The following is a 25,019-nucleotide window of genomic DNA, read 5'->3' as shown; positions in this document are numbered from 1 at the left end:
CTCAATTATTCAAATGTTCAATTTTTAAAAACACATAAAACCAATTTTCATCCACCTTTATCTCCAACCGATGCCGATCCGGATACAAAAGAGCTAACCTTTTTTTTAAATTTTCTAATCCAATCCCTCCCGTATTTCTTCCCCCTTCATCTTCTGAAAGAAAAGAATTCTTAATCACAAACTCAAAACTATCTTCACTCGATACTAAATCCATAAAAACTTGCAACCTTCCGTCTATCAAGGCTCCATGTTTAAAAGCATTCTCTACAAACGGAATCAACAACATAGGAGCCACCTCAACAGCTTTTGATATGGGTTTATAACAAAAAGACACATTCAAAGAATCCTGAAATCTAATCTCTTCTAAACTAATGTACTCCTTTATATGCTCAACCTCCTCTATCAAAGTAACTTTTGGCTTTGTTACTTGATACAATATATAATCTAATAAATTTGATAATTTTAAAATAAGCTCTGGGGTTTCTCCTGCATTTCTTATAGCAAAACCATAAATAGTATTTAAAGTATTGAATAAAAAATGAGGATGAATTTGCTTCTTTAAATACAGCAACTCTTGCTCCTTTACCTGCAACTGAGTTTCCAATATTTTCTGCTGTAAATCTTTAAACTTTTCGTTTGCTTCGTAATTCATTTTCAACAGATGGAATGCGGCCACCACAATCACAACCAAATAAACACTTAGCAGTATATAAGACAAGCTCCAACCTAGAGGCGGTATTTCCATTACCTGTAGATCTGTTAAAAACACATAGCCACCCAGCATCACAAACACAATAGCATACGCAACTAAAACCACTGAATAAATAGCATAAAGGATAAATTTCCCATATCTTTTTGGCACCAAATATTTCGGAATCAGATGATAATTCACAAAATAAGTTGCCCCCATTGTAATAGGAATTAATGCCAATGAAAACAAAAGAATATAAGAGATATTCCCTGACTTGAAACTATAAAAATAGACATAAAAAAGCCAAACTAACATCCAAAAAAAAGCATGTCTTAGAGTATTATTAAGCTTAAAAAAAATAGGTCTTAAATTCATAACAACAAGAAAAGGTATTTTATTTAAATTACATAATATTTGAGATAGATGACGTATTTGGAAGGTGATTTAACTAAACAGACAAGAAAAACGCAAATAACCATGAAATTCTGCAGTATCCGTTGGGATCTCTTAGATTCGTCGCAAAATAAAATCAATAGCCTTTATCCTAAATACTTTTACGGTGTATAACATTAAAAATATAATTATGAAATTTTTAAACGACGGAGGACCACTTTTTATGTACTCTTTATTAATTCTCTTAGCAATCATTGCTTTTTTATTGATCAGAGTTTTTACCTCAAAAAACACATCAAACAAACTTCCTAAACTAATCAATTCCATTGGTTTGTTTGCTCTTACTTTTGGGATACTCGGACAAATTATTGGATTACTAAGTGCCTTCAGCTACATGCAACAAACATCCGTATCTCAGGAGGTTCTTGCAGGCGGATTAAAAATTAGTTTTTATCCTACTGTTTTTGGGGTTTTTATTTATCTAATTTCTAAACTTGGCACTATTGTAATTACTTGGCTTCAAAAGGGCACCCCTAATAAAAAATAACATCTATTTATTTAGATCTCAATTTATAAGTACCTTTTTAGTTATTTTTGTTTACATCAATTACTAAGAAGGTATTTATTTTGGATAGAAAACTAAAACTTATTTGGGACTTTAAAGGTCCTGCCGGGCTGGGCACTGCAAAACACCATTGCATACATTTAAAAGAATTTGCAGAAATTGAAAAATTAAATTTTTACGAAATTGATTTTCAGGAAATTTCTGACATGCATGCCACTGCTTACATCATTGTTGATGAAATTGACATGAAAACCTACCGAGACGCTTTAAAACCTCACCGTGGTCAAGTAGCTCAATAAAACAATTTTTCACCGCTATGAAAATTTTAAAACTCCTAGTTCTTTTTAGCTTTCTCTGTTTTTATCTTAAATCAAACGCACAAACTCTTGGAAAGCATGCTGCTGATATTGATTGGAAATCTATTGAAACAGAAAATGTAAAAGTTATATTTCCTGAAGGTACAAACCTACAAGCACAAAGAATTGCGGATGTTATAGAATATATACATCAAAATAAAACAATTTCAGTTGGAGGCAAATCCAAAAAAATTGACATTGTACTTCAAAACCAACAAACTATATCCAATGGCTTTGTAACTCTATCCCCTTACAGATCAGAATTTTTTGCCATAAGTCCACAAGACCAATCTTCTCTTGGAACACCAGATTGGTTAGATTTATTATCGATGCATGAATACAGACATGCACTGCAATATGCTAACTCAAATCGTGGGGTGACAAAATTTTTTCACATTGTTGCGGGTCAAAACGGATGGGCATTTAGTCAAGGCTTAAGTATTCCATCTTGGTATCTTGAAGGAGATGCCGTACTTATCGAATCCCTACTTTCAGAAAATGGTCGTGGGAGAAATCCATATTTCTTTAAAGAGCAACGGGCATTATTTCTAGAGGACAAAATTTATTCTTACCACAAAGCACAAAATGGTTCTTATAAAGATATTGTCCCTAATATTTATCCATTGGGATATATGATTAACAACCATATTAGAAATAATTACGAGATAGAAACGGGTAGCAAAATCTTAGCTGACGCGGGAAGATATAAATTCGGGCTATATCCATTTTCTAGTGCAATGAAAAAACACACAGGTTTTTCTACCACTAAAATGTATAAAAAAAGTGCCTTAGCACTGCAAGAAAAATGGAAAAGTGAAAATGCCAATCTTAAAAAGACAGAAAATATTTTAGTTCCTACAAAAAACTCAAAGACTGTTACTCACTATACTTTTCCGCAATATTTAAATAATGGAAATATTATTGCATTAAAAAGAAGTTTCAAAGAAACCCCTTATTTAGTAGAGCTAAATAAGGGTAAAGAGAAAAAACTAACAACGATTGGTATTGCGGCTCAAGAATATCTTTCTATCAACAACAACTATATTACTTGGACAGAGCATCAAAAAGACCTCAGACATGCCAATAAAAATTATAGTGATATCATCACATACAACTACAATTCAAACCAAAAGAAACATTTAACCAAAAACAAACGTTATTTCTCTCCTCACTACGCTTCCGACGGTTCAAAAATAACTGCCGTTCAATACCAAGAAAACATAAAATATACCATCGATATTATTGACGCTTCAAACGGGAATCTATTGGGAACATTACCGAATCCTAACAATGATTTTTTAAGTACTCCTAAATGGTCAAAAGACAATACGTCTATTATTTACCTAGCAAAACAAAATTCAAAACTCGCTTTTTTCAAATACAATATCGCTCAAAAAAAGAACATCCAAATTTCAAATTGGACTACTGCGACTATAGGACAATACACACTTTCAACAGACAAATTATATTTTACTGCATCTTATAGTGGAATTGATAACATTTATAGCTTAGACTTGAACGGCAAAAGAAACCTAGAACAAATTTCTTCTGTAAAAGTTGGAGCCTACTTCCCAGATATCTCAAATGACAACAAAAAAATTGTATACGCTGAATTCACTACGAAAGGATATCAACTGAAAGAACAAAATTTACAAACTGAATTTGAATCCTTTAAAATCCCTAATTTAGAAAATTCAAATTTTTACGATTTAAAAACTACAAATATCGAGCATGCTATTCTAGATTCTATTCCAAAAGAAACCTATGATACTAAAGATTATAAAGGATTTTTTAAAGGAACAAAACTACACAGTTGGGGAATCACAACTTCTACCACTTCTACCAATACTTGGGGAGCAAATGTACAGTTTCAAAATATTTTGAATGATTTTAGAGGAAACATTGCCCTTTTACACAATATCAATGAAGGAACTAATAGTTTGCGTGCTGATGTTGGGTACGGAAAAGGACTTTTTAGTTGGAATATAAAAACGGCTACCCTTAAAAGAAATTCTACTTATGGTGCATTTGGGCTGGCATTTAACACTCAATTTGATGAATTATTATATGGTGGTGGTTTTTCAATCCCAATTTCTAGATTCAAAGGAAACTATTCACAGTCTTTTGCATTTGCAACTAACTACATACAACATGACACTTACAATTATGACATTTCTAATACTATTGGTTTAAATTTTGGAGCTATAGAATCAAGTATTACACTTTCTAATATTCGAAGAACGGCTTTGCAAAATGTTGCCCCTCGATGGGGACAATACCTAACCTTCAATTACAATAAAAGTATAACGGATGTAACAGCAGAAAAGTTATCATTTAATAGTTTAATTTTCTTTCCTGGATTAGCCAAAAACCATAGTTTAAACTTCGTTTTTAACGGACAAAAAGAACTTATTGAAAACCAATACAGGTACTCTGACACTTTTAGATATGCAAGAGGTTATACAGCCATAATAAATGAACAAGTAATAAAAATTTCTGCAAACTATGAATTACCTGTAATTTACCCCGATTTTGGTATTTGGGGATTAACGTATTTCAAAAGAATTAGATTCAATGCTTTTATTGATGCAAGTAGTATAAATACTAAAACCTATACTACAGAAGGCTCAAACGACGATCCAACCGTTATAGTAACACCAACTACAATCAACCAAAATTCTTATGGAGCAGAGCTGATCTTTGACAATATTTATTTCAATATTGCACCGGTTGCTCTAGGACTGAGACAAAGTTTCTTGATGAACAACAATTTCAGCAACCCTAGTAAAACAAGTGCTTTCGAAGTTTTTATACAAATAGGGTTTTAGTTTTCAGCCAAAACATTACCAATAATAAACCCACCTGTCCAAGCATTTTGAAAATTAAAACCACCCGTTACGGCATCTATATTTAAAACTTCTCCGGCAAAAAACAAGTTCTTATGTAACTTACTCTCAAACCTTTTAAAATTTATTTCTTTTAGAGCAATTCCTCCTGCTGTTACAAATTCATCTTTAAAAGTACTTTTCCCGCTAGCTTTGAAAACTGCTTTTGATAACTGACCTGCAATTTCCTCCAAGTTTTTATTACTCAAATCTGCCCACTTACTCGTTGCATCTACCCCAACGATAGTAACCAAGCGCTCCCAAAGCCTTTTAGATATTGGTTCAAAAGGAGATCTTAAACCGATTTGTTTTTTCGTATTTGCTTTTTTTGTTTTATGAAGTTCTTGAATCACCTGACCTAAGGGTTTAGACAACCAATTCACCTCCACTTGATACTCATAATTTTTTTCTGCTAATTTCCTTGCACCAAAAGCTGATAATTTTAACACGGCAGGACCACTTAACCCCCAATGTGTTATCAACAATGGCCCATAGGACTCCAATTTTGTATCCACAATTTTAACCGTTGCATGAGGAACCGATACCCCAAGTAAATCGGTTAATCTTGGATCTTTAATATTAAAAGTAAATAAAGAAGGAACAGGATCTATAACTTTATGCCCTAAACTAGAAACCAACTCCCAAACTCGTTTACTACTCCCTGCGGTAATTACCAATTTATCGCATTCAAAAACTCCTTTAGTACTTGAAACCTCCCAAATTTCATTTTCTTTTTTTACGGAATTGACGCCATGATTTTTTAAAACTTCAATGTCATACTTAGCTACCAAACGTTCAAAACAATCGATAATACTTTGAGAAGAGTTCGATTGTGGAAAAACACGATTGTCCTTTTCTATTTTTAACGGCACCCCTCTACTTTCAAACCACTCCATGGTGTCTCCAGTCATAAATTGATGAAAAGGACCTAATAATTCTTTTCTACCCCTTGGGTAAAACTCTGTCAAGTCTTTTGGAACAAAACAAGCATGAGTTACATTGCATCTTCCGCCTCCAGAAATTTTCACTTTTTGAAGCACCTCTTTTCCTTTCTCGAGAATTGTAATGGACAAATTCGGATTCTTTTCTTTTGCTGTAATCGCAGTAAAAAAACCTGCAGCTCCACCTCCTACAATAACAACATCTCTTTTAACATTCATAAGCATCAACTTCTTTATAATTCTATAGAATCATATCTTTATAAGGTACTATTGTTTCAAATCCTTTTTCTTCAAAATACGTTGGTGTCGATTTATCTCCAACAGCCATTACAAAATCACCTCCCCAAGCTCCCAAACTTTTAACTACACCCTTAAAGTCAGCAAACAATTGCTCTTGTATTGGAACTACACCTATAAAATCTCCTGTAACAGTTTCATGTTCTTTTAATAAAGAAACAAACTCTTTGTAATCTGTACACAAAGTTATTTTTTCCGTCAGTTTAGAAATTTCAGCGACAAAATATTTCTTATCTCCCAAGGTGTTTTTATACAATTGAATTCCATCTTTGCTATCTTGTTTTTGGTTTAAGTACACAAAGTAAATACGATCCAAAAACTCAGGACAGAAAGTAACCTGGTTCACCATTGGGTTTGTTTTTCCAAGCTGATAATGAATTGCAACATGGTTCTGAGCGCAAGCTATGTCATAACCACTCCCTCCAAAAGATTTCTGCAGTAACTCAAAAGCATCAACTTTAGCCCAACTTGCAATATTATTGATTAAGGTAGAAGAAGTACCCAACCCCCATTCGTTAGGAAAACTTAAAAATGTTTGCACAAAAGCACCATTGCCATCAGACAAAAACAATGGGTTCAATTCTTGCGCCACCATTAAAATCTTTTGTAAAGTAGCCAATGTAGGCTCTTCACTTAATTCAGACAACTTATCCAATTTTATTTCTGCCTGAAACCACAACTGTTTCACACAGTTAAAGCTTTCCCAAATCAATACAGGAACATCAAGAAGACTTACCTCCAAACTTTGTCCAAACTTTGTGGGAACAGCCAAAGCAACAGCTCCATCTAAAACCGCATACTCCCCACTCAAAAGTAATTTTCCATTACTATAAAACTGTTCCATTATTTTAAGGTATTATAAAATTCATGAACAGCACTATGAGTTACCGGAACTTTTTCAAAATGAGCAACCGTCAATTCTTTTTCTTCATTAGAAGCTCCCAATTGATTCAAGATATTCATTAAATGCATTTTCATATGCCCTTTCTGAATTCCGGTTGTGGTTAAAGCTCTCAATGCAGCAAAGTTTTGAGCCAACCCAGCCACTGCAATAATTTTCATTAACTCTTCTGCTGATGGATTTTGTAACAATTCTAAAGATAATTTTGCCATGGGATGCAATGCTGTTAATCCGCCAACTGTACCCAAGGCCAATGGAATCTCTATCCAAAATTTAAAAACCCCATCTTTCACCTCACACTGAGTTAAACTCTTGTAACGTCCTTCTTTAGCGGCATATGCATGCGCACAAGATTCAATTGCTCTAAAATCGTTACCCGTTGCCAATACAACAGCATCGATACCATTCATAATTCCTTTATTATGTGTCACCGCTCTGTGAGGTTCCACATTCGCTATATCAATAGCCGTCTTAAACTTTCTTGCATATTCATTAGGGTCTATTTCCGAAGTACCTTGAATTAACTCCTCTACCTTACATGAAACTTCAGCCCTTACCAAACATTCCGGAACATAATTAGACAAAATACTCATTACTATTTGAATTCCATCTTTTTCAAACCTAGAAGCAATAGCCTCCAAACAAGAATTGATAAAATTAGCCCCCATAGAATCCTTTGTTTCAAAAGTCACATGTAGCTGGTAATAATTCTCCAATTCTTCTGTCTTTGATCGTAATTCTATGTCTACTATTCCACCTCCACGCTTACGCATATTAGCTGTAATCGACTCGGTACTTGCAAACAAATCCGTTTTCACCTCCTTAAAATATGCTTCAATATCAGAAGGAGCTCCGCTAAACATAAAATGAACTTGTCCGATTTTGGTTGTTCCTAATATCGTTGTTTTGAAACCACCTCTTGTACTCCAAAACTTCCCTATCAAAGAAGCTGCTGCTACCACAGAGCTCTCTTCAATAACCATAGGAATCGTGTAATCAACACCATCGATAATAAAATTTGGAGCGACACCAAATGGTAAATAAAAATTAGAAATCGTATTTTCTATAAAATCATCATGTAGTCTTTGCAATTTTTCATCCGTATTCCAATACTTTTTTAACGTCTCTTTTGTAATAGACTGTTTATTAAAAAATGCTTTTACCAGCCAATCAATTTTTTCTTCCTTAGAAAACTTAGAAAATCCTGTAATTCTTCTTACCATATCTGTTAAATTCTCATTTATGACGGCAAAGATACCGATTACGCTAAATATGCAACTACTATATCTTTTGTTAAATTATGTTAATTTATAATTCTTATCTTTGTCCAATAACCAAATACTCACACTTTTAAAATAAATTACATGAAAAAAACAAAACTTTTTGGCTTGTCAGCCATAATTTTAGCAAGTATTTTTACTTCTTGCGATATAAGTTATTTCGATAACGAGATAGAAGATTTCACCTGGGAGGGCGGAGTGAATCTTCCTGTGGGTCATGCAACTTATACATTATCAGAACTTTTTGACGAATTAGAGGTTAAAGAATTAGATGAAGACACAGATGGAAATTTCTCATTTACCTACACAGAAAGTATTAATGGAGGAGATGATAGTGCTTTTAACGCAACTATTCCTAATGAAACACTAGGACCAAAAACTATTGCATCACCTATCGTACTGCCTACCGATCCTTTCTTAATACCAGCTGATAACAACGAAAAGATTACTGATCAATTACAACATACCTTTACAGTTTCACAGAACCTAACTGGTGCTGAGTTTAATGATGGAAAATTAATATTGAACTTTGACTCAAGTTTTGAATCTTTAATTACAGTCACGGTTTCAATCCCATCATTGATAGGATTTACTGATGTAGAATACAACCTACCTGCAGACAATGGCCCCCATGAAATAAACCTAAGTCTTTATAATGCTGACTTTACTCATGACGGAACCGATTATAACACATCAATCGTTAACAATTTTGTAGTTGATATAGCTGCCGAATTTAAATTTAAAACAGGGGAGACAATAAATGGATCGGATAAAATTATATACTCTGCTCAAATACAAGATGCTTCAACAAAGGTTGTGTATGGCGATTTCAAACAAGAAGGATTATCTGTAGACAATAGTACAATCGATATAGATTTCTTTAACGATTTCGGTGATGGTATTACATTTGAAGATGCATCAATGACTATCTCTGCGACAAATGACTTTGGATTTCCTATTGGAATTGATGTTAGTGGTATTGCTGGAGACAAAGGAGTAGGAACTCCCTCTACAGCTTTAACTTATACAAGTACTGATGCAGACGAATTAGCAGCAGGTAGTAATTATATTATTTTTGAGGGTGTAGCAGCTTATTCTGTTCCAACTACTGCTGTGGTTACCACTACAACCTTAAACAAGGACAACTCAAATATCAATGCCTTATTGTCATCTGCTCCTACTAGATTCAATTTAAATGTTTCTGGAAAAGCAAATCCAGTTTTAGCCGCAACAAATGCAAACTTCTACGCTACAACAAACAATGGTCTTTCTGTAGATGTTACAATTGATGTACCGCTAACTGTCAAATTCACGGATGTAACAATTTCTCAAGATGACATAGAACTTGACTTAGGTGATGATGTTAATGATTTAAATGAACTTACTCTAGATGTAACTACAATCAACAATATTCCTTTATCAGGAACAATTGATCTAATCTTCAAAGAAAACGGAGCACCCATTGGACTTACTAAATCTATTGATATTTTTGAAGCGGCACCAACTGATGCAACTGGAAAATCTAACGGCTCGACGAACACCACAAATACTTTAGAATTTAGTTTCAGCGAAATGGAATTATTAAAACAAGCTACGCAAGTTGGATTAGAAATTACATTTAATTCAGGTACAGAGGTGGTTAAACTAAACGGCTCTGACACAATAAAGTTAATCCTTAAAGCAAATATTACTTTAGAGATTACAGGTGATGATGAAGAAGAGAACAACTAAAAAAAAATATAAAAGATGAAAAAAAAAATTTACATATACATAGCATTTTTAGTTGTTGCTGCTAACAATATCAATGCACAAGATTATTTTTCGTTCTACAATCTTGGTGATTATGTAGTTCAAACACAAAATGTATCACCCGTATACATCCCTAAGAATTCGTTCACATTTGCTGTCCCGGTAGCCAATTTAGGATTTAACTTCAATTCAGGTTTTAAAGTAAACGAATTACTGGTACAAAACGAATCAAATAATTTGGAATTTAACCTAGCAAACCTTTATGATGAAGCAGACGATCTAAATGATCTGAATGTTGATGTTACAGTTAACTTGTTCTATATGGCATTCAAAAGAAAAAGAGGTTCATTTACGATCTTTGCCAACTCTAGAGCTACTAACAACTGGAGATATTCTAAAGATTTCTTAGGAATTGCTGCAAATGGAATCACTGCCAGCTTTTCTTTAAACGAGATCAGTGAATACACAGGATATAATGAATTTGGTATTGGTATCACACAAACTTTCTTTAACGACAAACTTGCCATTGCCGTAAGGGCTAAATACCTAAATGGTTATGTGCACAGTTCTACAGAAGAAGGAGCGACTGCATCTTTAGAAATAGATGAGCTAGGAAACTATATATTATCTGCTCAGAATGCAACTGTAAACAGTGCGGGAAACAGCCTATTTGATGAAGGCGGAACAGATGATTTCAAAGTTTTTACAGAAAACACAGGATGGGGATTTGATTTTGGTGCTACCTTTAAACCTACTAAAAAATTAACTTTTGAGATCGCTGTGAATGACGTTGGATCTATCACTTGGAAAGAGGATATCAAGAATTTTAATATTGAAGATACTAACGGAGAAACCTACTCAGGAATTGATCTTAGAGATGACGCTGGCGGACTTGAAAACAATGCTCTAGATGAATTAGAAAGAATATTCGATACGAACGAAACAGAGGAAGAGTTTGAAACAAAATTAAACATGAAAACTTACCTTTCTGCTCGTTACGCACTGACAGAAAAAAACACGTTTACTTTAGCGGCATTTAACACTCATGCTTTTGACGAATTCAAACCAAGCTACTCTTTGGGATATAACAGAACATTAAACAAAACTACTCTTGGTGTTTTAACTAGTATGGGTGGTATTGACAATGAATTCTTATTCGGGGCAAACTTTGCCATGAAATTAGGGCCGTTACAATTGTATGCTGCTACCGATAGTTTAAAAGCATTATTTACAAAACCTGAAGAAGCAACAGGCGCAAATGTTCGCGTTGGTTTAAACTTTGTTTTTGGATATAACAAACACATAAAAGCCAAAAACACTGCAAACAACGTTCAGTAAATTATCAATTACCGATTCAAACGAACAAAAAGAGCTACTTACCTAAAGTAGCTCTTTTTTATTTTCAATAAAGAATACTGAATACCAAACACTTAAAAAAAACTTTAAAATTTCTCCATTTTTTTCTTGTGTAAAACGTAGATGTGTAGTATATTTGCCGCGTCTTAAACGGATAACAAAAGAAACAAAGTTAAATACAGGCCGATGTAGCTCAGCTGGCTAGAGCAGCTGATTTGTAATCAGCAGGTCGTGGGTTCGAGTCCCTCCATCGGCTCAAAAAAACACTTCAATTTGAAGTGTTTTTTTTTGCACTAAACTTTCCGAAATAAATTTCTTATAAAAGTTTGACCTACTTAAAAGAGAACTCTTATCTATAAGTCAGTAGACAGAATCTGCTACTTCCTAATTTTACATTAAACAAAAAAAGGAGTAACCTCAACGATTACTCCTTTTTCAACTAAACTTAAACCAATATTTTGAAAAATAATTCTTTAAAACATTCAAAAAGTAATCGCTGGTAACCACTCCGAACTTTCCTTTCATGAACTTGAAATTATCATCAAATTTATACTGCAAAGATACGGCAGTAATACAGTTACAAACATCATCATAATTGCCTAATACATGTGTTATTTTAACCTACAACGTTTTCATTAGAATAATTTACGATAAAATAACATAGAAGAAACATTGGTTTTACTTATTTTTGAGTAAAAAATAGATATGTTAACTAATAAACCCACACTCAAAAAGATAGAACCAGACTTTGGTAGTTCTTTCCTTATGAATCACTATAAAGAGTCGGTTAAAGATAGATTTCAATTCTGGCACTTTCATCCTGAACTAGAATTAGTATACGTTAACAATGGCGGTGGTAAAAGACACATAGGAAATCATATCTCCTATTTCAAAAACAGCCAACTTCTTTTAATAGGTTCAAACTTGCCACATATGGGGTTCACAGATCGTTTAACAATCAATGGTTCTGAGACAACTATTCAAATGAAACCCGACTTTCTAGGAAAAGAATTTCTTAACCTCCCGGAGATGGATGCTATTCATAAATTGTTTGAAAGAGCAAAAATGGGAATGCTATTCCACCCAAGTGTAAAAAAAGAAGTAGGACCAAAAATCACCAACCTCACAAACCTCCAAGGAATCCAAAGACTTTTAACATTTATAGAAATTTTACATGAGCTTGCAATCACTCAAAACTACACCTTATTAAACGCTCAAGACTTTGCAATGGAAGTCTATCAACAAGATAATGATAGGGTTGATCAAATATTTAAGTACATTACTAAGAATTTTAAAAATCACATTGGACTAGAGGACATTGCTAATGAAGTTAACATGACTCCTCCATCATTTTGTAGGTATCTTAAAAAAGTAACGGGAAAAACATTCACAGTACTTGTAAATGAATATCGAATAGTACATGCATCAAAGTTACTTGCAGAAAAACCTACAAGTATTACCGATATATGCTATGAGAGTGGCTTTAATAATTTTTCTCACTTCAACAAAATTTTCAAGAAAAAAACGGGTTGGAGCCCTTCCAACTACAGAAATGAAATGAAAAGAATAATAAGTTGATTCACACTTACCTACCTATAAAACTGAACAAAACATAATTTCGACTACATTAAAATACAGTCCTGAGCAAAACAACAATCAACTCGATAGGTGTAATTTTCCTAATTTAATTTAAAACAAAACTTTTTACCCAAAGCAATTAACTTGCCATCGCGGTTATGCTAGTAGCAAAAGAAAGAGGCATCAAAATCCCAGAAGATATTTCTATCATTGGTTTTAATAATGAACCTGTTGATGAGTTAATTCAACCTTCACTAACTAGTATTGATCAACCTGGATATGAAATGGGACAAACATCAGCACAACTTCTACTAAATAAAATCAAAAATTACTCCTCTAAAAACAGTCGGAAAATATTAAAATCAAAACTTATCATTCGAAACTCAACTAACAAAAACAAACAAATTTAATTTGTATCTCATCCTAATTTATCGTCAAAATCGACCCGTTTTTCACAAGTAAAAAAACTATCTTAATAAGTATACAAATGACATTTTCAGTCTCCAAAAAGTCGTCAAAAAGACAAGAAACAATCACTAACCTCTAACAAAACAGCAGGTTAAATTAAAAACAACAAAAAATTGTCTTTTCATGTTTGAAATACTATATTTGCACGTTTATAAAATTTAAGACAATAAATAATGCAAAACAAAGGACTTATAAAACTGTTCGCAATTCTCTTTGGAATAGTTAGTTTATACCAATTATCATTTACTTGGTTAGCGGGAGGTGTTGAAAAGGACGCTAAAGAATATGCAATTGCACATGCCGAAGAAAACGACGGTAGAGCTTTAGCAAAATTTGAAAGAACCTATTTAGATTCTGTTGCTAATGTTGCTGTATTTGATAAATTTGGAGTTTCTTTTAGCTACAATGACATCAAAGACAAAGAAATTAATTTAGGTCTTGATTTAAAAGGAGGAATTAATGCAACTTTACAAGTATCTGTAAAAGACATCTTAATTGGGTTGTCAAACAATTCTAAAAATGAGTCATTTAACAAAGCTTTAAAAGCTGCTTCAGAAGCTCAAAAAAACAGTACTGATTCATATTTAGATTTATTCTTTGCTGCATTTGATAATATTGCAACTGGAAACGATAAATTAAATGCTCCAGATATTTTTGGTAACAAATCTTTAAGAGAGAAAATTAACTTCCAGAAATCTGATGAAGAAACTAAAGATGCTATTCGTGAAGAAATTAGTAGTTCTATCAATACTGCCTTTGAAGTATTAAGAAGTAGAATTGATAAATTTGGTGTTACACAACCAAACATTCAAAGAATTGGAAATTCAGGAAGAATCTTAATTGAATTACCTGGAGCCAAAGATATTGAACGTGTAAAGAAATTATTACAATCTACTGCAGAATTGCAATTTTGGGAAGTATACTCTAACCAAGAAACTGCTCAGTTCTTATACTCTGCAAATTCAAAAATCATTGAAATATTCAAAGAGGAAACTCCAAAAGAAGAATCGGCTTCAACGGAGGATTCTTCAAGTGAAATTGATGATTTATTAGGAGAGGTAAAAGACTCTACTGCGACAAAACAAACAAAAGATTTATTTTCAGTTTTATACCCTAGAATTCCTAGAAGTCAAAATGAAATTAGCTCTATTGTAGGTACAGCAGCGGTTATTGATACTGCCACTGTAAACAAATACTTAGCCATGAAAGAAATCAGAGAGTTGTTGTCTCCTGAAATGAAACATGTTAAATTCCTATGGGATGCTAAGCCAATCAAGGATACAGAAGTTATCAACTTGTATGCTATTAAATCTAACAGAAAGGACATCGCTCCTATTCAAGGGGATGTAATTATCAATGCTTCTCAAGAGTACGATCAATTAGGAACAAACCCTGAGGTTAGCATGACTATGAACTCAAGAGGTTCTAAACTTTGGGCTAAAATGACCGCAGATAATGTTGGAAATTTTGTTGCTGTAGTATTAGATGATTACGTTTATACAGCTCCTAGAGTGAATACTGCAATTACCGGTGGTAGAACTTCTATCTCAGGAAATTTCACAGTATTAGAAGCGCAAGATTTAGCCAATGTATTGAAAGCCGGAAAACTTCCTGCTGCTGCACATATTATTCAATCTGAAATTGTTGGTCCTTCTTTAGGTCAAGAAGCAATTGACAGCGGTATTCAATCTTTCATTCTTGCTTTGATCTTAGTTTTGGTTTGGATGATTTTCTACTACGGAAAAGCTGGTATTTTTGCAAACGTAGCATTGTTAGTAAACATTTTATTTATTTTCGGAATACTTTCAGCATTTGGTGCTGTATTAACTTTACCTGGTATCGCCGGTATTGTACTTACAATAGGTATGTCTGTGGATGCAAACGTACTTATCTTTGAGCGTATCAAAGAAGAATTGGCAAGAGGAAAATCTTTGAAAGAAGGAATTAGCGATGGTTTTAGCAACGCTTTATCTTCTATTCTTGATGCAAACATCACTACCTTATTAACAGGTTTAATTTTATTTGTATTTGGAACAGGTCCTGTAAAAGGATTTGCATCTACTTTGATGATTGGTATTGCAACGTCTTTATTTACAGCAATTTTTATTACAAGATTATTTATTGATGCTTATTCTGGAAAAGGTCAAACATTGACTTTCAATACAGGAATGACTAAAAAATGGTTTACAAATATTGATATCGATTTTTTAAAGAAACGTAAAGTGATGTACGCTGTTTCAGGTACAATCATCGTATTAGGTTTAGGTTCATTATTTACAAATGGATTGAACTATGGTGTAGATTTTGTTGGAGGACGTTCTTATGTAGTTCGTTTTGCACAACCAATGAACTCATCTGAAGTTGCAAATAGCTTAAAAGACGTATTTGAAAGTTCACCTGAGGTTAAAACTTATGGTACTAGCAACCAATTAAAAATTACTACCAAATTTAGAATTGATGAAGAAGGTCAACGTGTAGATGAAGAAGTTCAATCTGCTTTATTTGAAGGTGTAAAAGCTTTCTTACCTGACGGAACTACATTAGAAGAATTCAATGGTGGGTTTGATGGACAAAAGGTTGGAATCTTTAATGCTATCAAAGTAGAACCTACAATTGCAGATGATATTAAAGACGCAGCTAAATGGGCTATTTTAGGATCTTTATTAGTGGTTTTCTTATACATCTTATTAAGATTTAAGAAATGGCAATATAGTTTAGGTGCTGTTGCTGCAGTATTCCACGATGTATTGATTGTATTATCTATTTTCTCAATTGCTTACAAAGTAATGCCATTTGATATGGAAATAGGTCAATCATTTATTGCCGCAATACTTACAGTAGTTGGATACTCATTAAATGATACCGTAGTAATTTTTGATAGAATTAGAGAATATTCAAAATTACACGCAGGATGGCAATATCCAGAAGTTGTAAATAAAGCATTGAGCAGTACTTTAGGAAGAACTATCAATACTTCTTTAACTACTTTAATCGTATTATTAGCAATCTTCTTATTTGGAGGAGATTCTATCAAAGGATTTATGTTCGCCTTGATTATCGGGGTATTAGTTGGAACGTATTCTTCATTATTTGTGGCATCACCAATAATGTTTGATACATCTAACAAAAACGAAGGAAAAAAAACTAAATAGTTTATACCGTTTTAAGAATGGTAAACCGTCCCTAATTTTATTGGGGACGGTTTTCTGTTATTTTTAATAGAAGAATAAAGATTCAAAAGATGAAACCAATAAAGATACATGATAAAAACTTCGAGGTTTACATCCAACGTGAAAAGATCCAATTAGCTGTACAGTCTTTAGCCAAACAACTAAAAAAAGACTTGAATGGCGAAAGACCTCTTTTTATAAGTATTTTAAACGGTGCTTTTATTTTCGCTGCTGATTTTATGAGAGCTTTTGAAGATGAATGTGAAATATCATTTATCAAATTAGCCTCTTACGAAAAAACCAAATCTTCCGGCAAAGTAAAACAGCTGCTAGGAATTAATGAAGATCTAACCAACCGTACTATTGTGGTTTTAGAAGACATCATTGATACGGGTACTACCTTACAAGAAATATATAAAATTCTAGGCGAGGAACAGATTAAAGATTTAAAAATCGTTAGTTTATTTTTTAAGCCTGAAGTTTTCAAAAAAGAATTACACATAGATTACGTCGCATTTGAAATCCCTGACAACTTTATTGTGGGTTATGGATTAGATTATGACGGTTTAGGAAGAAACCTTCCAGATATTTACAAATTATCAAAACAATAAAAATGAAAAACATCGTATTATTCGGCCCTCCAGGAGCAGGAAAAGGAACACAAGCAGAAGTATTAAAGGATAAGTACAACTTAGTACATATTTCTACAGGAGATGTATTCCGTTTCAATATCAAAAATGAAACAGAATTAGGACTTTTGGCAAAATCATATATTGACCATGGTAATTTAGTTCCTGATGAGGTAACTATAAATATGTTGAAAGCTGAAGTTGAGAAAAACGAAGCTGCTAATGGTTTTATTTTCGATGGATTTCCAAGAACGGAATCTCAAGCTGCTGAATTGGATACTTTCCTTGCTGAAAAGAATGCAACAATTAATGGAATGATTGCTTTAGAAGTAGAAGAAGATGTACTTGTTGGACGTTTGTTAGAAAGAGGAAAAGTTTCTGGTCGTGCAGATGATCAAGACGAGTCTAAAATCAGAAACCGTTTTAACGAATACAATACTAAAACTGCTATTGTAAAAGATTATTACGACAAACAAAATAAATATTATGGAATTAATGGTGTTGGATCTATTGATGATATCACTGGATTAATTTCAAACGTAATTGACAAATTACAATAACCCAAGCATTTATAACGCAAAGGTTTAAACCTTACAATCATGACTGACGGTAATTTTATTGACTATATTAAAATCTACGCATCTTCTGGAGATGGTGGTGGTGGCTCTACACACCTACATAGAGAGAAATTTATTACCAAAGGTGGACCTGACGGTGGTGACGGTGGTCGTGGTGGCCATGTTATTTTAAAAGGAAACAAAGGTATGTGGACGCTACATCATTTGCGTTTTCTAAAGCATACCCGAGCTGACAAAGGTGGACATGGTAGTAAAAGTAGAAGTACTGGAGCCGATGGTGAAGACAAATACCTAGACGTTCCTTTAGGTACCATTGTAAGAGATGTAGAAACACAAGAAATTCTTTTTGAAATTACTGAAGACCAGCAAGAAATTATTCTTTGTGAAGGAGGAAAGGGTGGACTAGGTAACTGGAACTTCAAATCTGCTACCAACCAAACTCCAAGATATGCTCAGCCGGGTATGCCTGGTGTAGACGGATGGTTTCAAATAGAGCTAAAACTTTTAGCTGATGTAGGTTTAGTTGGTTTCCCTAATGCTGGAAAGTCAACTTTACTAGCAACGGTTACTGCAGCAAAACCAAAAATTGCAGATTATGCCTTTACTACGCTAAAGCCTAATTTAGGAATTGTTGATTATAGAGATCATCAAAGTTTTGTTATGGCTGATATTCCTGGAATCATTGAAGGTGCTTCTGAAGGAAAAGGTTTAGGACATCGTTTTTTAAGACATATAGAACGTAACTCTGCGCTTCTCTTTTTAATTCCAGCAGATTCTGATGATATCAAAGAAGAATATAAAATTCTTTTAAATGAATTGAAAAAACACAATCCTGAACTTTTAGACAAACAACGATTGTTGGCTATTTCTAAATGTGACATGCTAGACGATGAATTAAAAGAGGAGATAAAAAAGGAACTCCCTGAGGGTATTCCTGCCTTATTCTTTTCATCTGTTGCTCAAATTGGGATTATGGAATTAAAAGATGCCATTTGGAAACTTTTAAACTAAATAAAATAGGGATGTAATTACATCCCTATTTCATTTTTATAACAATTGGTAATTCAAAAACCGTACTTACAGGAATCGATCTTTTTATCGCACCTCTTAATTGTGGTAAAGATTTCACACTCTTATTAATGATTCCTTCCAATTCTGGAATGGCTGTTTTGACTAGCTGCGATGATTCAATAGAAACTAAACTGGTATTTCCTTTTGCATCAAATAATAATTTAACTGTAACTATTTCATTGGTACATTCAGGCACCCCTAAGGTTTCCTTTAACAAGTCGTTAGCAAAATGATTGTATAGATTATTTATAAAACAGCGATTTTTTTTATCAGTATCAATTAACTCTTTACACGCAGGAAATTCAGGATATTCATCAACTTTATGATAATCCACAATGGTATCAACCGGGTGTCTCGAAAATATATTTCCTGTAGCACCTTGAAAATAATCACATGAACTCAAAGTAATTATTATAAAAAACACAAAAAGTAATCGCAAAATCATTGTGGTCAATTAGTAAGTGAAAATACAACTTTTTCTTTTATCGTAACACATAGCCCTATATCCACTTTTACATTATTTACCCACAAAAAGCTTTTGCATATTATTGGTTTTTATTAATTTGCTTTTATGGATATACTACTAACTTTATTCGGTTTCCTATTTATCACCCTAGGAATACTGGGTGCGATTTTACCAGTTATCCCAGGACCTCCAATTGGTTGGTTGGGTTTACTTTGTCTCTATGGAACTGATACAGTTCCAAACAACACCAGTTTTATCTATACCACACTTATCATTGCTATTATAGTTACTGCTTTAGACTATATAATTCCGATTGTAGGAACTAAGAAATTTGGAGGCACCAAAAAAGGCATCTGGGGATCTACCATTGGTTTAATCGTCGGATTATTTTTTGGACCTGTCGGTATTATTTTAGGGCCATTCATTGGCGCTTTTATCGGCGAACTTATAGAGGATAAAAATGATATCCAAAAGGCTTTGAAAGCAGCAATGGGTTCTTTTATTGGTTTTATTTTATCTACAGGTCTAAAACTAGTGGTTGGTGGGTTTTTCTTCTATTACTTTATGGAAGAGTTTTGGATCTATAAAGCAGAAATATTTAAGTTTTAAGCAAAAAAAAAGCAACCCTAAACGAGGGAAGCTTTCCACTGGTTTCAACAAAAACCATAATGCTTTTTTCTAAAAGCATCAAAACAACACATTGCAAATATAACAAAATACACTTGCAAAACAAGAAAAATTAAAATTCATGATTTTTTTTCATTAATGTGACTCGTCCACCACGAAACTTTAGGCTTTATTATTTAAAATTCACTTTTCATTCGGTATCTTTGCAAGCTATTAAATTCATTTTATAAATATACGTACCATGCAATTATCAGAACAAGAAATTGTAAGAAGAGAAAAGCTTGACAAACTAAGAGCTTTAGGCATTAATCCTTATCCTGCAGATTTATTTCCTGTGGACATTTATTCTAAACAGATTAAGGAAAACTACGAGGAAGGAAAAAAAGTTGTTCTTGCTGGACGTTTGATGCGAAAGAAGATTCAAGGAAAAGCATCTTTTGCTGAATTACAGGATGCTGAGGGTCGTATTCAAATATATTTAAATAGGGATGAAATTTGTGAAGGAGAAGATAAAACACTTTACAATGATGTATTTAAGAAATTATTAGATTTAGGTGATTTTATCGGGATTGAAGGTGAATTATTCAAAACGCAAGTTGGAGAAATTTCAATCAAAGTAAAAACTTTTCAGTTATTAAGTAAAGCACTAAAGCCTTTACCACTACCGAAAACGGATAGTGAGGGAAATACTTATGATGAATTCAATGATCCTGAACTACGATACAGACAACGTTATGCTGATTTAGTGGTTAACCCTAACGTAAAGGAAGTTTTTGTAAAAAGAACAAAATTGTTCAATGCAATGCGTTCGTTTTTCAATGATGCAGGTTATTTTGAAGTAGAAACTCCTGTATTACAACCCATAGCAGGTGGAGCTTCAGCACGTCCTTTTGTTACGCATCACAATTCATTAGATATTCCTTTGTACATGAGAATTGCAAATGAACTTTACTTAAAGCGATTAATTGTAGGTGGTTTTGATGGTGTTTACGAATTTTCAAAAAACTTCCGTAATGAAGGAATGGATAGAACTCACAACCCAGAGTTCACTGCAATGGAGATCTATGTTGCCTACAAGGATTACAACTGGATGATGGAATTTACAGAAAACCTTTTAGAGCATTGTGCTTTAGAAGTAAATGGTTCTACTGATGTTGTCTTCGGAGAACATCAAGTAAGTTTTAAAGCTCCTTTTGCAAGGGTAACCATGGCCGACTCTATCAAACACTTTACTGGTTTTGATATCACTGGAAAAAATGAAGACGAGTTAAGAGCTGCAGCAATTGAAATGGGTATTGAAGTTGACAATACCATGGGTAAAGGTAAATTAATTGATGAAATGTTCGGCGAGAAATGTGAAGGAAATTACATTCAACCAACTTTCATTACAGATTACCCAAAGGAAATGTCACCTTTATGTAAAGAACACAGAGACAATCCAGAATTAACAGAGCGATTTGAATTAATGATTTGCGGTAAAGAAGTTGCAAATGCTTATTCAGAATTAAATGACCCAATAGATCAAAGAGAACGTTTTGAAGCTCAATTGAAATTAGCTGAAAGAGGTGATGACGAAGCTTCAAACTTTATAGATGAAGACTTCCTGCGTGCTTTAGAGTATGGGATGCCTCCTACTTCTGGTTTAGGAATTGGAATGGACCGTTTGATTATGTATTTAACAAACAACCAATCTATACAAGAAGTTTTATTTTTCCCTCAAATGAGACCGGAGAAAAAAGCTCCAACTGTTGAATTGAACGATGAAGAAAAGGCAGTATATGCTCTTATAGAAAAAGCTGAGAAAATTGCTTTAGGAGATTTAAAAACACAATCTGGTTTATCTAATAAAAAATGGGATAAAACTATCAAAGGACTTACTAAAAATAATTTAGCAAATGTAAATAAAACCGAAGAAGGTTTATTTGTAGAATTAGTTTAACTCCCATAATAAATTCTAAAAAAGCACTGCCCTTACAGCAGTGCTTTTTCTTTTTATAGCAGTTCTAAAACGTTAAAGTTATTCTTTTTATTACATAAAAATAACAGTGTATTAACGCTATTAATTAGGCTCCTACTAAAAAGTAATTCCCACAATACACAATAAATGTAGATATTTAAAACGCATTTTATGCAATTTATTGTCGATTTTAAACCGTTTATAAACAAACAAAGGTTAATGATTACTTAAAATCATCAAAATAAAATGGTCACATAACAAAATATTTATATATTTGTACCAGTTGGTGTTTAACACCAATTTCTTTTTCATAGCAATTTTCCCACTCTACTTGTAGAGTGGGTTTTTTTTTGATTATTTTTAACATGTGTTATCTCTGTTTGAATAACAGCATCGTATTTTTATCATGCCAAAATAAAGCACATGAAAAACCTCATAAAAATAATTTCTAGTATTGTAGCATTGCTATTCTTAACCTTGCTAATTGCTCCCTTTTTATTCAAAAAACAGATCAATGACACCATAACCAACGAAGTCAACAAGGTTATCAACGCTGATTTTTATATCGGTTCTATTTCATTAAATTTTTTGACAGATTTCCCAAATGCTTCCATCACCCTTGAAGATATTTTGATCACTAATAAAAAACCATTTGAAGGGGATACTTTAATGGCAATTGGAAATATTAATTTAGAAACATCCATCTCAAACTTACTATCTAAAAAACTAAGTGTTGACCACTTTTCAATAACTGAAAGTTTGATCAATCTTAAAACGAATAAAAAGGGAGTTTCTAATTATGATATTATGAAATCTAATGATGAAAACACATCACCAACAGAAGCTAGCACCTCTAATTCTGAATTATCATTACATATAGAATACTATAGCTTTGAAAATATCAACTTTAATTATATTGATGAATCAAGTCATTTGAATATGGCTATTAAAAATTTCAACCACAAAGGTACAGGTCTATTTTCTTCTCAAAACGTACTCCTTGAAACAAAGTCTTCAATTGAATCTTTCAATTTTAATTCTGACAACATCCACTTAATTCAAAATGCCAAATTTCTTTGGGATGCAAAACTGAACCTAAATTTAGACAATCTGAAAATTGAATTTTTAGAAAACTTAGCCCAGTTAAATGATTTAAAACTCTCTTTTCATGGTTTTTTACAACCCGTTGACGCAGGGATAGAAATGGATCTTGATTTTGACTCCAAGGGTTCACAATTTAAAAGTCTGTTATCGTTAATTCCTTCTGCCTATTCATCAAATTTTGATGCTATAGAGGCAATTGGTGCGTTAAATTTTAACGGACGTGCTACAGGACTTTATTCTGATAATAGTGTGCCTAAGTTTAATTTGAATTTAACCACTAATAATGCTTCTTTCCATTATCCTGAATTACCTAAATCAATAGAGAACATATATATTGACACTCATATCACTAACAAAACCGGTGAACTTGACGACACCTATATCTCAGTAAACAAATTTGATTTAAAAATTGATAAAGATATTTTTAAGGCCAAATGCCAACTCAGTAATTTGATGAGTAACCCCCATGTAAAAGCGACACTAGATGGAACTTTGAACCTAGGCAATTTAAATCAAGCATATCCCATAGCCCTTGAAGAAAAGTTACACGGAATTACTACTTTTCATTTAAAATCTGAATTTACCCAAGAAGCCCTAGATAAAGAACTTTATGAATCTATCAAAAATAGTGGCTATATCTCTCTAGAAGATTTATCAATTGAAACGGAAATGCTACCGCATCCTATTTTAATCAACAAGGCCAGACTGAATTTCACACCAAAAGAATTTATTCTTCAACACTTTGAAGCCACAACGGCCAAAAGCGACTTAAAAGCTAATGGTAGTTTAAAAAACTTAATGGGATTTGTTTTTAACGATAAGAACTTACAAGGAAATTTCTCTATTACTTCAGACACATTTAACGTATTCGACTTTTTAACTGAAACGGAAACCACAGAAGATACAGAAGAAACAACAACTACAAAATCTGATAATTTAGAAGCTATCAAAATCCCCGGCAATATAGATATTACAACGAAACTTTTTGCTAAAAATGTTAATTATGACAACATCAAACTTAGCAACATGAAAGGGGGAATAAAAATTTATGATCAAAAAGCAATATTCACCAATACCACAGCCAAAATGCTAGGAGGTACCATAGGACTGCAAGGAAATGTAGACACCAAACCTACTCCAAGCAAATTTGACTTTTCTATGGCCTTGAAAGAGCTTGATATCGTATCTTCTTTTGCTACTTTAGATTTGTTTGCATCCATTGCTCCATTTGCGAAAGCTTTCAATGGAAAAATGTCGACCTCTATGGATCTAACAGGTACTTTAGATGCTGAGTTTTTTCCTGATATGAATAGCCTTAATGGTGACGGGTTATCAAAATTAGAAGTGAAAGAAATAGATCCGAAAAAATCCAATGCCTTGAGTTTATTAGAAAATAATTTCAGTTTTGTTGACTTGAAAAAATTGGACATGAAAAAAATCCAAACAGCTATTAAATTTGAAAATAGCGCTATTTCTTTCAAACCATTCAAAATTGCATCCTACGATGGAATTCCAATCCAACTAGAAGGTTCACATAGTTTTTCTAATACAATGGACTATAAAATAACAACAAACATTCCTGTAAAATTTTTAGGTAAGGAAGCTACTAATTTATTATCCGGTCTTTCAAATGAAGAAGTTGAGAAAATGACTGTCCCGATGAAAATAAAAATGAATGGAGCAGTGAGTAAGCCAAACGTTGTTCCCGACTTCACAAGTGCACTTAAGGCTGTCTCAGGCAAAGTTATCGAATCTCAAAAAAATAAATTAATCGATAATCTATTAAAGAAAACGACTAAAGAAGGAGACAGTTCCAAAACAAAAGGAAATGATATCGAAAAAGCAGCGAAAAATTTATTAAAAGGGCTTTTCTAGAAACAAAACCTGTTAAATTCTGTTAAAAAAAACATCTGATTAAACTATTGAGAAATGTTTGAGTCTAAAAATTAAACTTTAA

The 25,019-nt window shown here is 33.0% G+C and carries 17 protein-coding genes, 1 tRNA gene and 1 pseudogene; 14 read left to right on the top strand and 5 right to left on the bottom strand.

Annotated elements, in window-relative coordinates; translation table 11 throughout:
- Position 1: 1 nt before the first annotated feature.
- Positions 2-1,006: a sensor histidine kinase gene (locus AC2DGP_RS14295; protein ID WP_484490740.1), complete on the bottom strand. Its 1,005-nt coding sequence runs from the start codon at positions 1,004-1,006 to the stop codon at positions 2-4.
- Between the two features lie 268 nt (positions 1,007-1,274).
- Here AC2DGP_RS14295 and AC2DGP_RS14290 point away from each other — a divergent pair, with 268 nt between their 5' ends.
- The 3 genes from AC2DGP_RS14290 to AC2DGP_RS14280 all read left to right on the top strand — a co-directional run bounded on the left by AC2DGP_RS14290 (position 1,275) and on the right by AC2DGP_RS14280 (position 4,833).
- Positions 1,275-1,631: a MotA/TolQ/ExbB proton channel family protein gene (locus AC2DGP_RS14290; RefSeq protein ID WP_484490739.1), complete on the top strand. Its 357-nt coding sequence runs from the start codon at positions 1,275-1,277 to the stop codon at positions 1,629-1,631.
- An 80-nt stretch (positions 1,632-1,711) separates the two neighbouring features.
- On the top strand, positions 1,712-1,948 hold the full coding sequence (locus tag AC2DGP_RS14285) for a hypothetical protein (protein WP_484490738.1): 237 nt from the start codon (positions 1,712-1,714) through the stop codon (positions 1,946-1,948).
- A 17-nt stretch (positions 1,949-1,965) separates the two neighbouring features.
- Complete coding sequence (locus tag AC2DGP_RS14280; RefSeq protein ID WP_484490737.1) at positions 1,966-4,833, top strand: TolB family protein; 2,868 nt, start codon at positions 1,966-1,968, stop codon at positions 4,831-4,833.
- On the opposite strand, the gene AC2DGP_RS14275 is transcribed toward AC2DGP_RS14280, so the two are convergent.
- The 3 genes from AC2DGP_RS14275 to AC2DGP_RS14265 are packed head-to-tail and all read right to left on the bottom strand — an operon-like array spanning position 4,830 to position 8,252.
- Complete coding sequence (locus tag AC2DGP_RS14275; protein WP_484490736.1) at positions 4,830-6,050, bottom strand: BaiN/RdsA family NAD(P)/FAD-dependent oxidoreductase; 1,221 nt, start codon at positions 6,048-6,050, stop codon at positions 4,830-4,832. The genes AC2DGP_RS14280 and AC2DGP_RS14275 overlap by 4 nt on opposite strands.
- A gap of 22 nt (positions 6,051-6,072) precedes the next feature.
- A complete protein-coding gene (locus AC2DGP_RS14270) occupies positions 6,073-6,972 on the bottom strand; it encodes a GYDIA family GHMP kinase (RefSeq protein ID WP_484490735.1) in 900 nt (299 codons plus the stop codon).
- Complete coding sequence (locus tag AC2DGP_RS14265; protein ID WP_484490734.1) at positions 6,972-8,252, bottom strand: hydroxymethylglutaryl-CoA reductase, degradative; 1,281 nt, start codon at positions 8,250-8,252, stop codon at positions 6,972-6,974. The genes AC2DGP_RS14270 and AC2DGP_RS14265 overlap by 1 nt, the downstream gene beginning before the upstream one ends.
- Positions 8,253-8,393: 141 nt before the next feature.
- On the opposite strand from AC2DGP_RS14265, the gene AC2DGP_RS14260 reads away from it, so the two are divergent.
- The 8 genes and pseudogenes from AC2DGP_RS14260 (at position 8,394) to obgE (ending at position 18,848) form a co-directional block, all read left to right on the top strand.
- The gene (locus AC2DGP_RS14260) at positions 8,394-10,040 is read left to right on the top strand and encodes a hypothetical protein (RefSeq protein WP_484490733.1); all 1,647 of its coding nucleotides are present in this window, start codon (positions 8,394-8,396) and stop codon (positions 10,038-10,040) included.
- Positions 10,041-10,055: 15 nt separating this feature from the next.
- Positions 10,056-11,396: a DUF5723 family protein gene (locus tag AC2DGP_RS14255; protein WP_484490732.1), complete on the top strand. Its 1,341-nt coding sequence runs from the start codon at positions 10,056-10,058 to the stop codon at positions 11,394-11,396.
- A 200-nt stretch (positions 11,397-11,596) separates the two neighbouring features.
- A tRNA-Thr gene (locus AC2DGP_RS14250) sits at positions 11,597-11,670 on the top strand.
- A gap of 449 nt (positions 11,671-12,119) precedes the next feature.
- Entirely contained in the window at positions 12,120-12,992 is an 873-nt protein-coding gene (locus AC2DGP_RS14245; protein ID WP_484490731.1) for an AraC family transcriptional regulator, read from the top strand.
- Positions 12,993-13,150: 158 nt separating this feature from the next.
- Positions 13,151-13,402, top strand: coding sequence for a substrate-binding domain-containing protein (locus tag AC2DGP_RS14240; RefSeq protein WP_484490730.1), 252 nt, complete (start codon positions 13,151-13,153; stop codon positions 13,400-13,402).
- 231 nt (positions 13,403-13,633) lie between these two features.
- A complete protein-coding gene (secDF, locus tag AC2DGP_RS14235) occupies positions 13,634-16,612 on the top strand; it encodes a protein translocase subunit SecDF (RefSeq protein ID WP_484490729.1) in 2,979 nt (992 codons plus the stop codon).
- Between the two features lie 89 nt (positions 16,613-16,701).
- Positions 16,702-17,819, top strand: a pseudogene (locus tag AC2DGP_RS14230) (adenylate kinase).
- Positions 17,820-17,858: 39 nt separating this feature from the next.
- A complete protein-coding gene (gene obgE, locus AC2DGP_RS14225; RefSeq protein WP_484490728.1) occupies positions 17,859-18,848 on the top strand; it encodes a GTPase ObgE in 990 nt (329 codons plus the stop codon).
- A 25-nt stretch (positions 18,849-18,873) separates the two neighbouring features.
- On the opposite strand, the gene AC2DGP_RS14220 is transcribed toward obgE, so the two are convergent.
- The gene (locus AC2DGP_RS14220) at positions 18,874-19,353 is read right to left on the bottom strand and encodes a hypothetical protein (RefSeq protein ID WP_484490727.1); all 480 of its coding nucleotides are present in this window, start codon (positions 19,351-19,353) and stop codon (positions 18,874-18,876) included.
- 126 nt (positions 19,354-19,479) lie between these two features.
- On the opposite strand from AC2DGP_RS14220, the gene AC2DGP_RS14215 reads away from it, so the two are divergent.
- From AC2DGP_RS14215 to AC2DGP_RS14205, 3 genes are all read left to right on the top strand, one after another.
- Complete coding sequence (locus tag AC2DGP_RS14215) at positions 19,480-19,983, top strand: DUF456 domain-containing protein (RefSeq protein WP_484490726.1); 504 nt, start codon at positions 19,480-19,482, stop codon at positions 19,981-19,983.
- A gap of 259 nt (positions 19,984-20,242) precedes the next feature.
- Positions 20,243-21,940 carry a lysine--tRNA ligase gene (gene lysS / locus AC2DGP_RS14210; RefSeq protein WP_484490725.1) on the top strand — a complete coding sequence of 566 codons (1,698 nt, stop codon included), beginning with the start codon at positions 20,243-20,245 and terminating at the stop codon, positions 21,938-21,940.
- A 441-nt stretch (positions 21,941-22,381) separates the two neighbouring features.
- Positions 22,382-24,937 carry an AsmA family protein gene (locus tag AC2DGP_RS14205; RefSeq protein WP_484490724.1) on the top strand — a complete coding sequence of 852 codons (2,556 nt, stop codon included), beginning with the start codon at positions 22,382-22,384 and terminating at the stop codon, positions 24,935-24,937.
- Positions 24,938-25,019: the final 82 nt, after the last annotated feature.

It is taken from the genome of Flavicella sp. IMCC45537 (genome assembly GCF_057197705.1).
Note: the sequence above shows the minus strand (reverse complement) of the source record. Positions and strands in the feature narration are given on the sequence as shown.

Bases quoted from the DNA above. Each gene is read 5' to 3' on its own strand.
- AC2DGP_RS14295 (WP_484490740.1), bottom strand. From the start codon at position 1,006: ATGTTAGTTTGGCTTTTTTATGTCTATTTTTATAGTTTCAAGTCAGGG.
- AC2DGP_RS14290 (WP_484490739.1), top strand. From the start codon at position 1,275: ATGAAATTTTTAAACGACGGAGGACCACTTTTTATGTACTCTTTATTA.
- AC2DGP_RS14280 (WP_484490737.1), top strand. From the start codon at position 1,966: ATGAAAATTTTAAAACTCCTAGTTCTTTTTAGCTTTCTCTGTTTTTAT.
- AC2DGP_RS14275 (WP_484490736.1), bottom strand. From the start codon at position 6,050: ATGAATGTTAAAAGAGATGTTGTTATTGTAGGAGGTGGAGCTGCAGGT.
- AC2DGP_RS14270 (WP_484490735.1), bottom strand. From the start codon at position 6,972: ATGGAACAGTTTTATAGTAATGGAAAATTACTTTTGAGTGGGGAGTAT.
- AC2DGP_RS14265 (WP_484490734.1), bottom strand. From the start codon at position 8,252: ATGGTAAGAAGAATTACAGGATTTTCTAAGTTTTCTAAGGAAGAAAAA.
- AC2DGP_RS14260 (WP_484490733.1), top strand. From the start codon at position 8,394: ATGAAAAAAACAAAACTTTTTGGCTTGTCAGCCATAATTTTAGCAAGT.
- AC2DGP_RS14255 (WP_484490732.1), top strand. From the start codon at position 10,056: ATGAAAAAAAAAATTTACATATACATAGCATTTTTAGTTGTTGCTGCT.
- AC2DGP_RS14245 (WP_484490731.1), top strand. From the start codon at position 12,120: ATGTTAACTAATAAACCCACACTCAAAAAGATAGAACCAGACTTTGGT.
- AC2DGP_RS14240 (WP_484490730.1), top strand. From the start codon at position 13,151: ATGCTAGTAGCAAAAGAAAGAGGCATCAAAATCCCAGAAGATATTTCT.
- secDF (WP_484490729.1), top strand. From the start codon at position 13,634: ATGCAAAACAAAGGACTTATAAAACTGTTCGCAATTCTCTTTGGAATA.
- obgE (WP_484490728.1), top strand. From the start codon at position 17,859: ATGACTGACGGTAATTTTATTGACTATATTAAAATCTACGCATCTTCT.
- AC2DGP_RS14220 (WP_484490727.1), bottom strand. From the start codon at position 19,353: ATGATTTTGCGATTACTTTTTGTGTTTTTTATAATAATTACTTTGAGT.
- AC2DGP_RS14215 (WP_484490726.1), top strand. From the start codon at position 19,480: ATGGATATACTACTAACTTTATTCGGTTTCCTATTTATCACCCTAGGA.
- lysS (WP_484490725.1), top strand. From the start codon at position 20,243: ATGCAATTATCAGAACAAGAAATTGTAAGAAGAGAAAAGCTTGACAAA.
- AC2DGP_RS14205 (WP_484490724.1), top strand. From the start codon at position 22,382: ATGAAAAACCTCATAAAAATAATTTCTAGTATTGTAGCATTGCTATTC.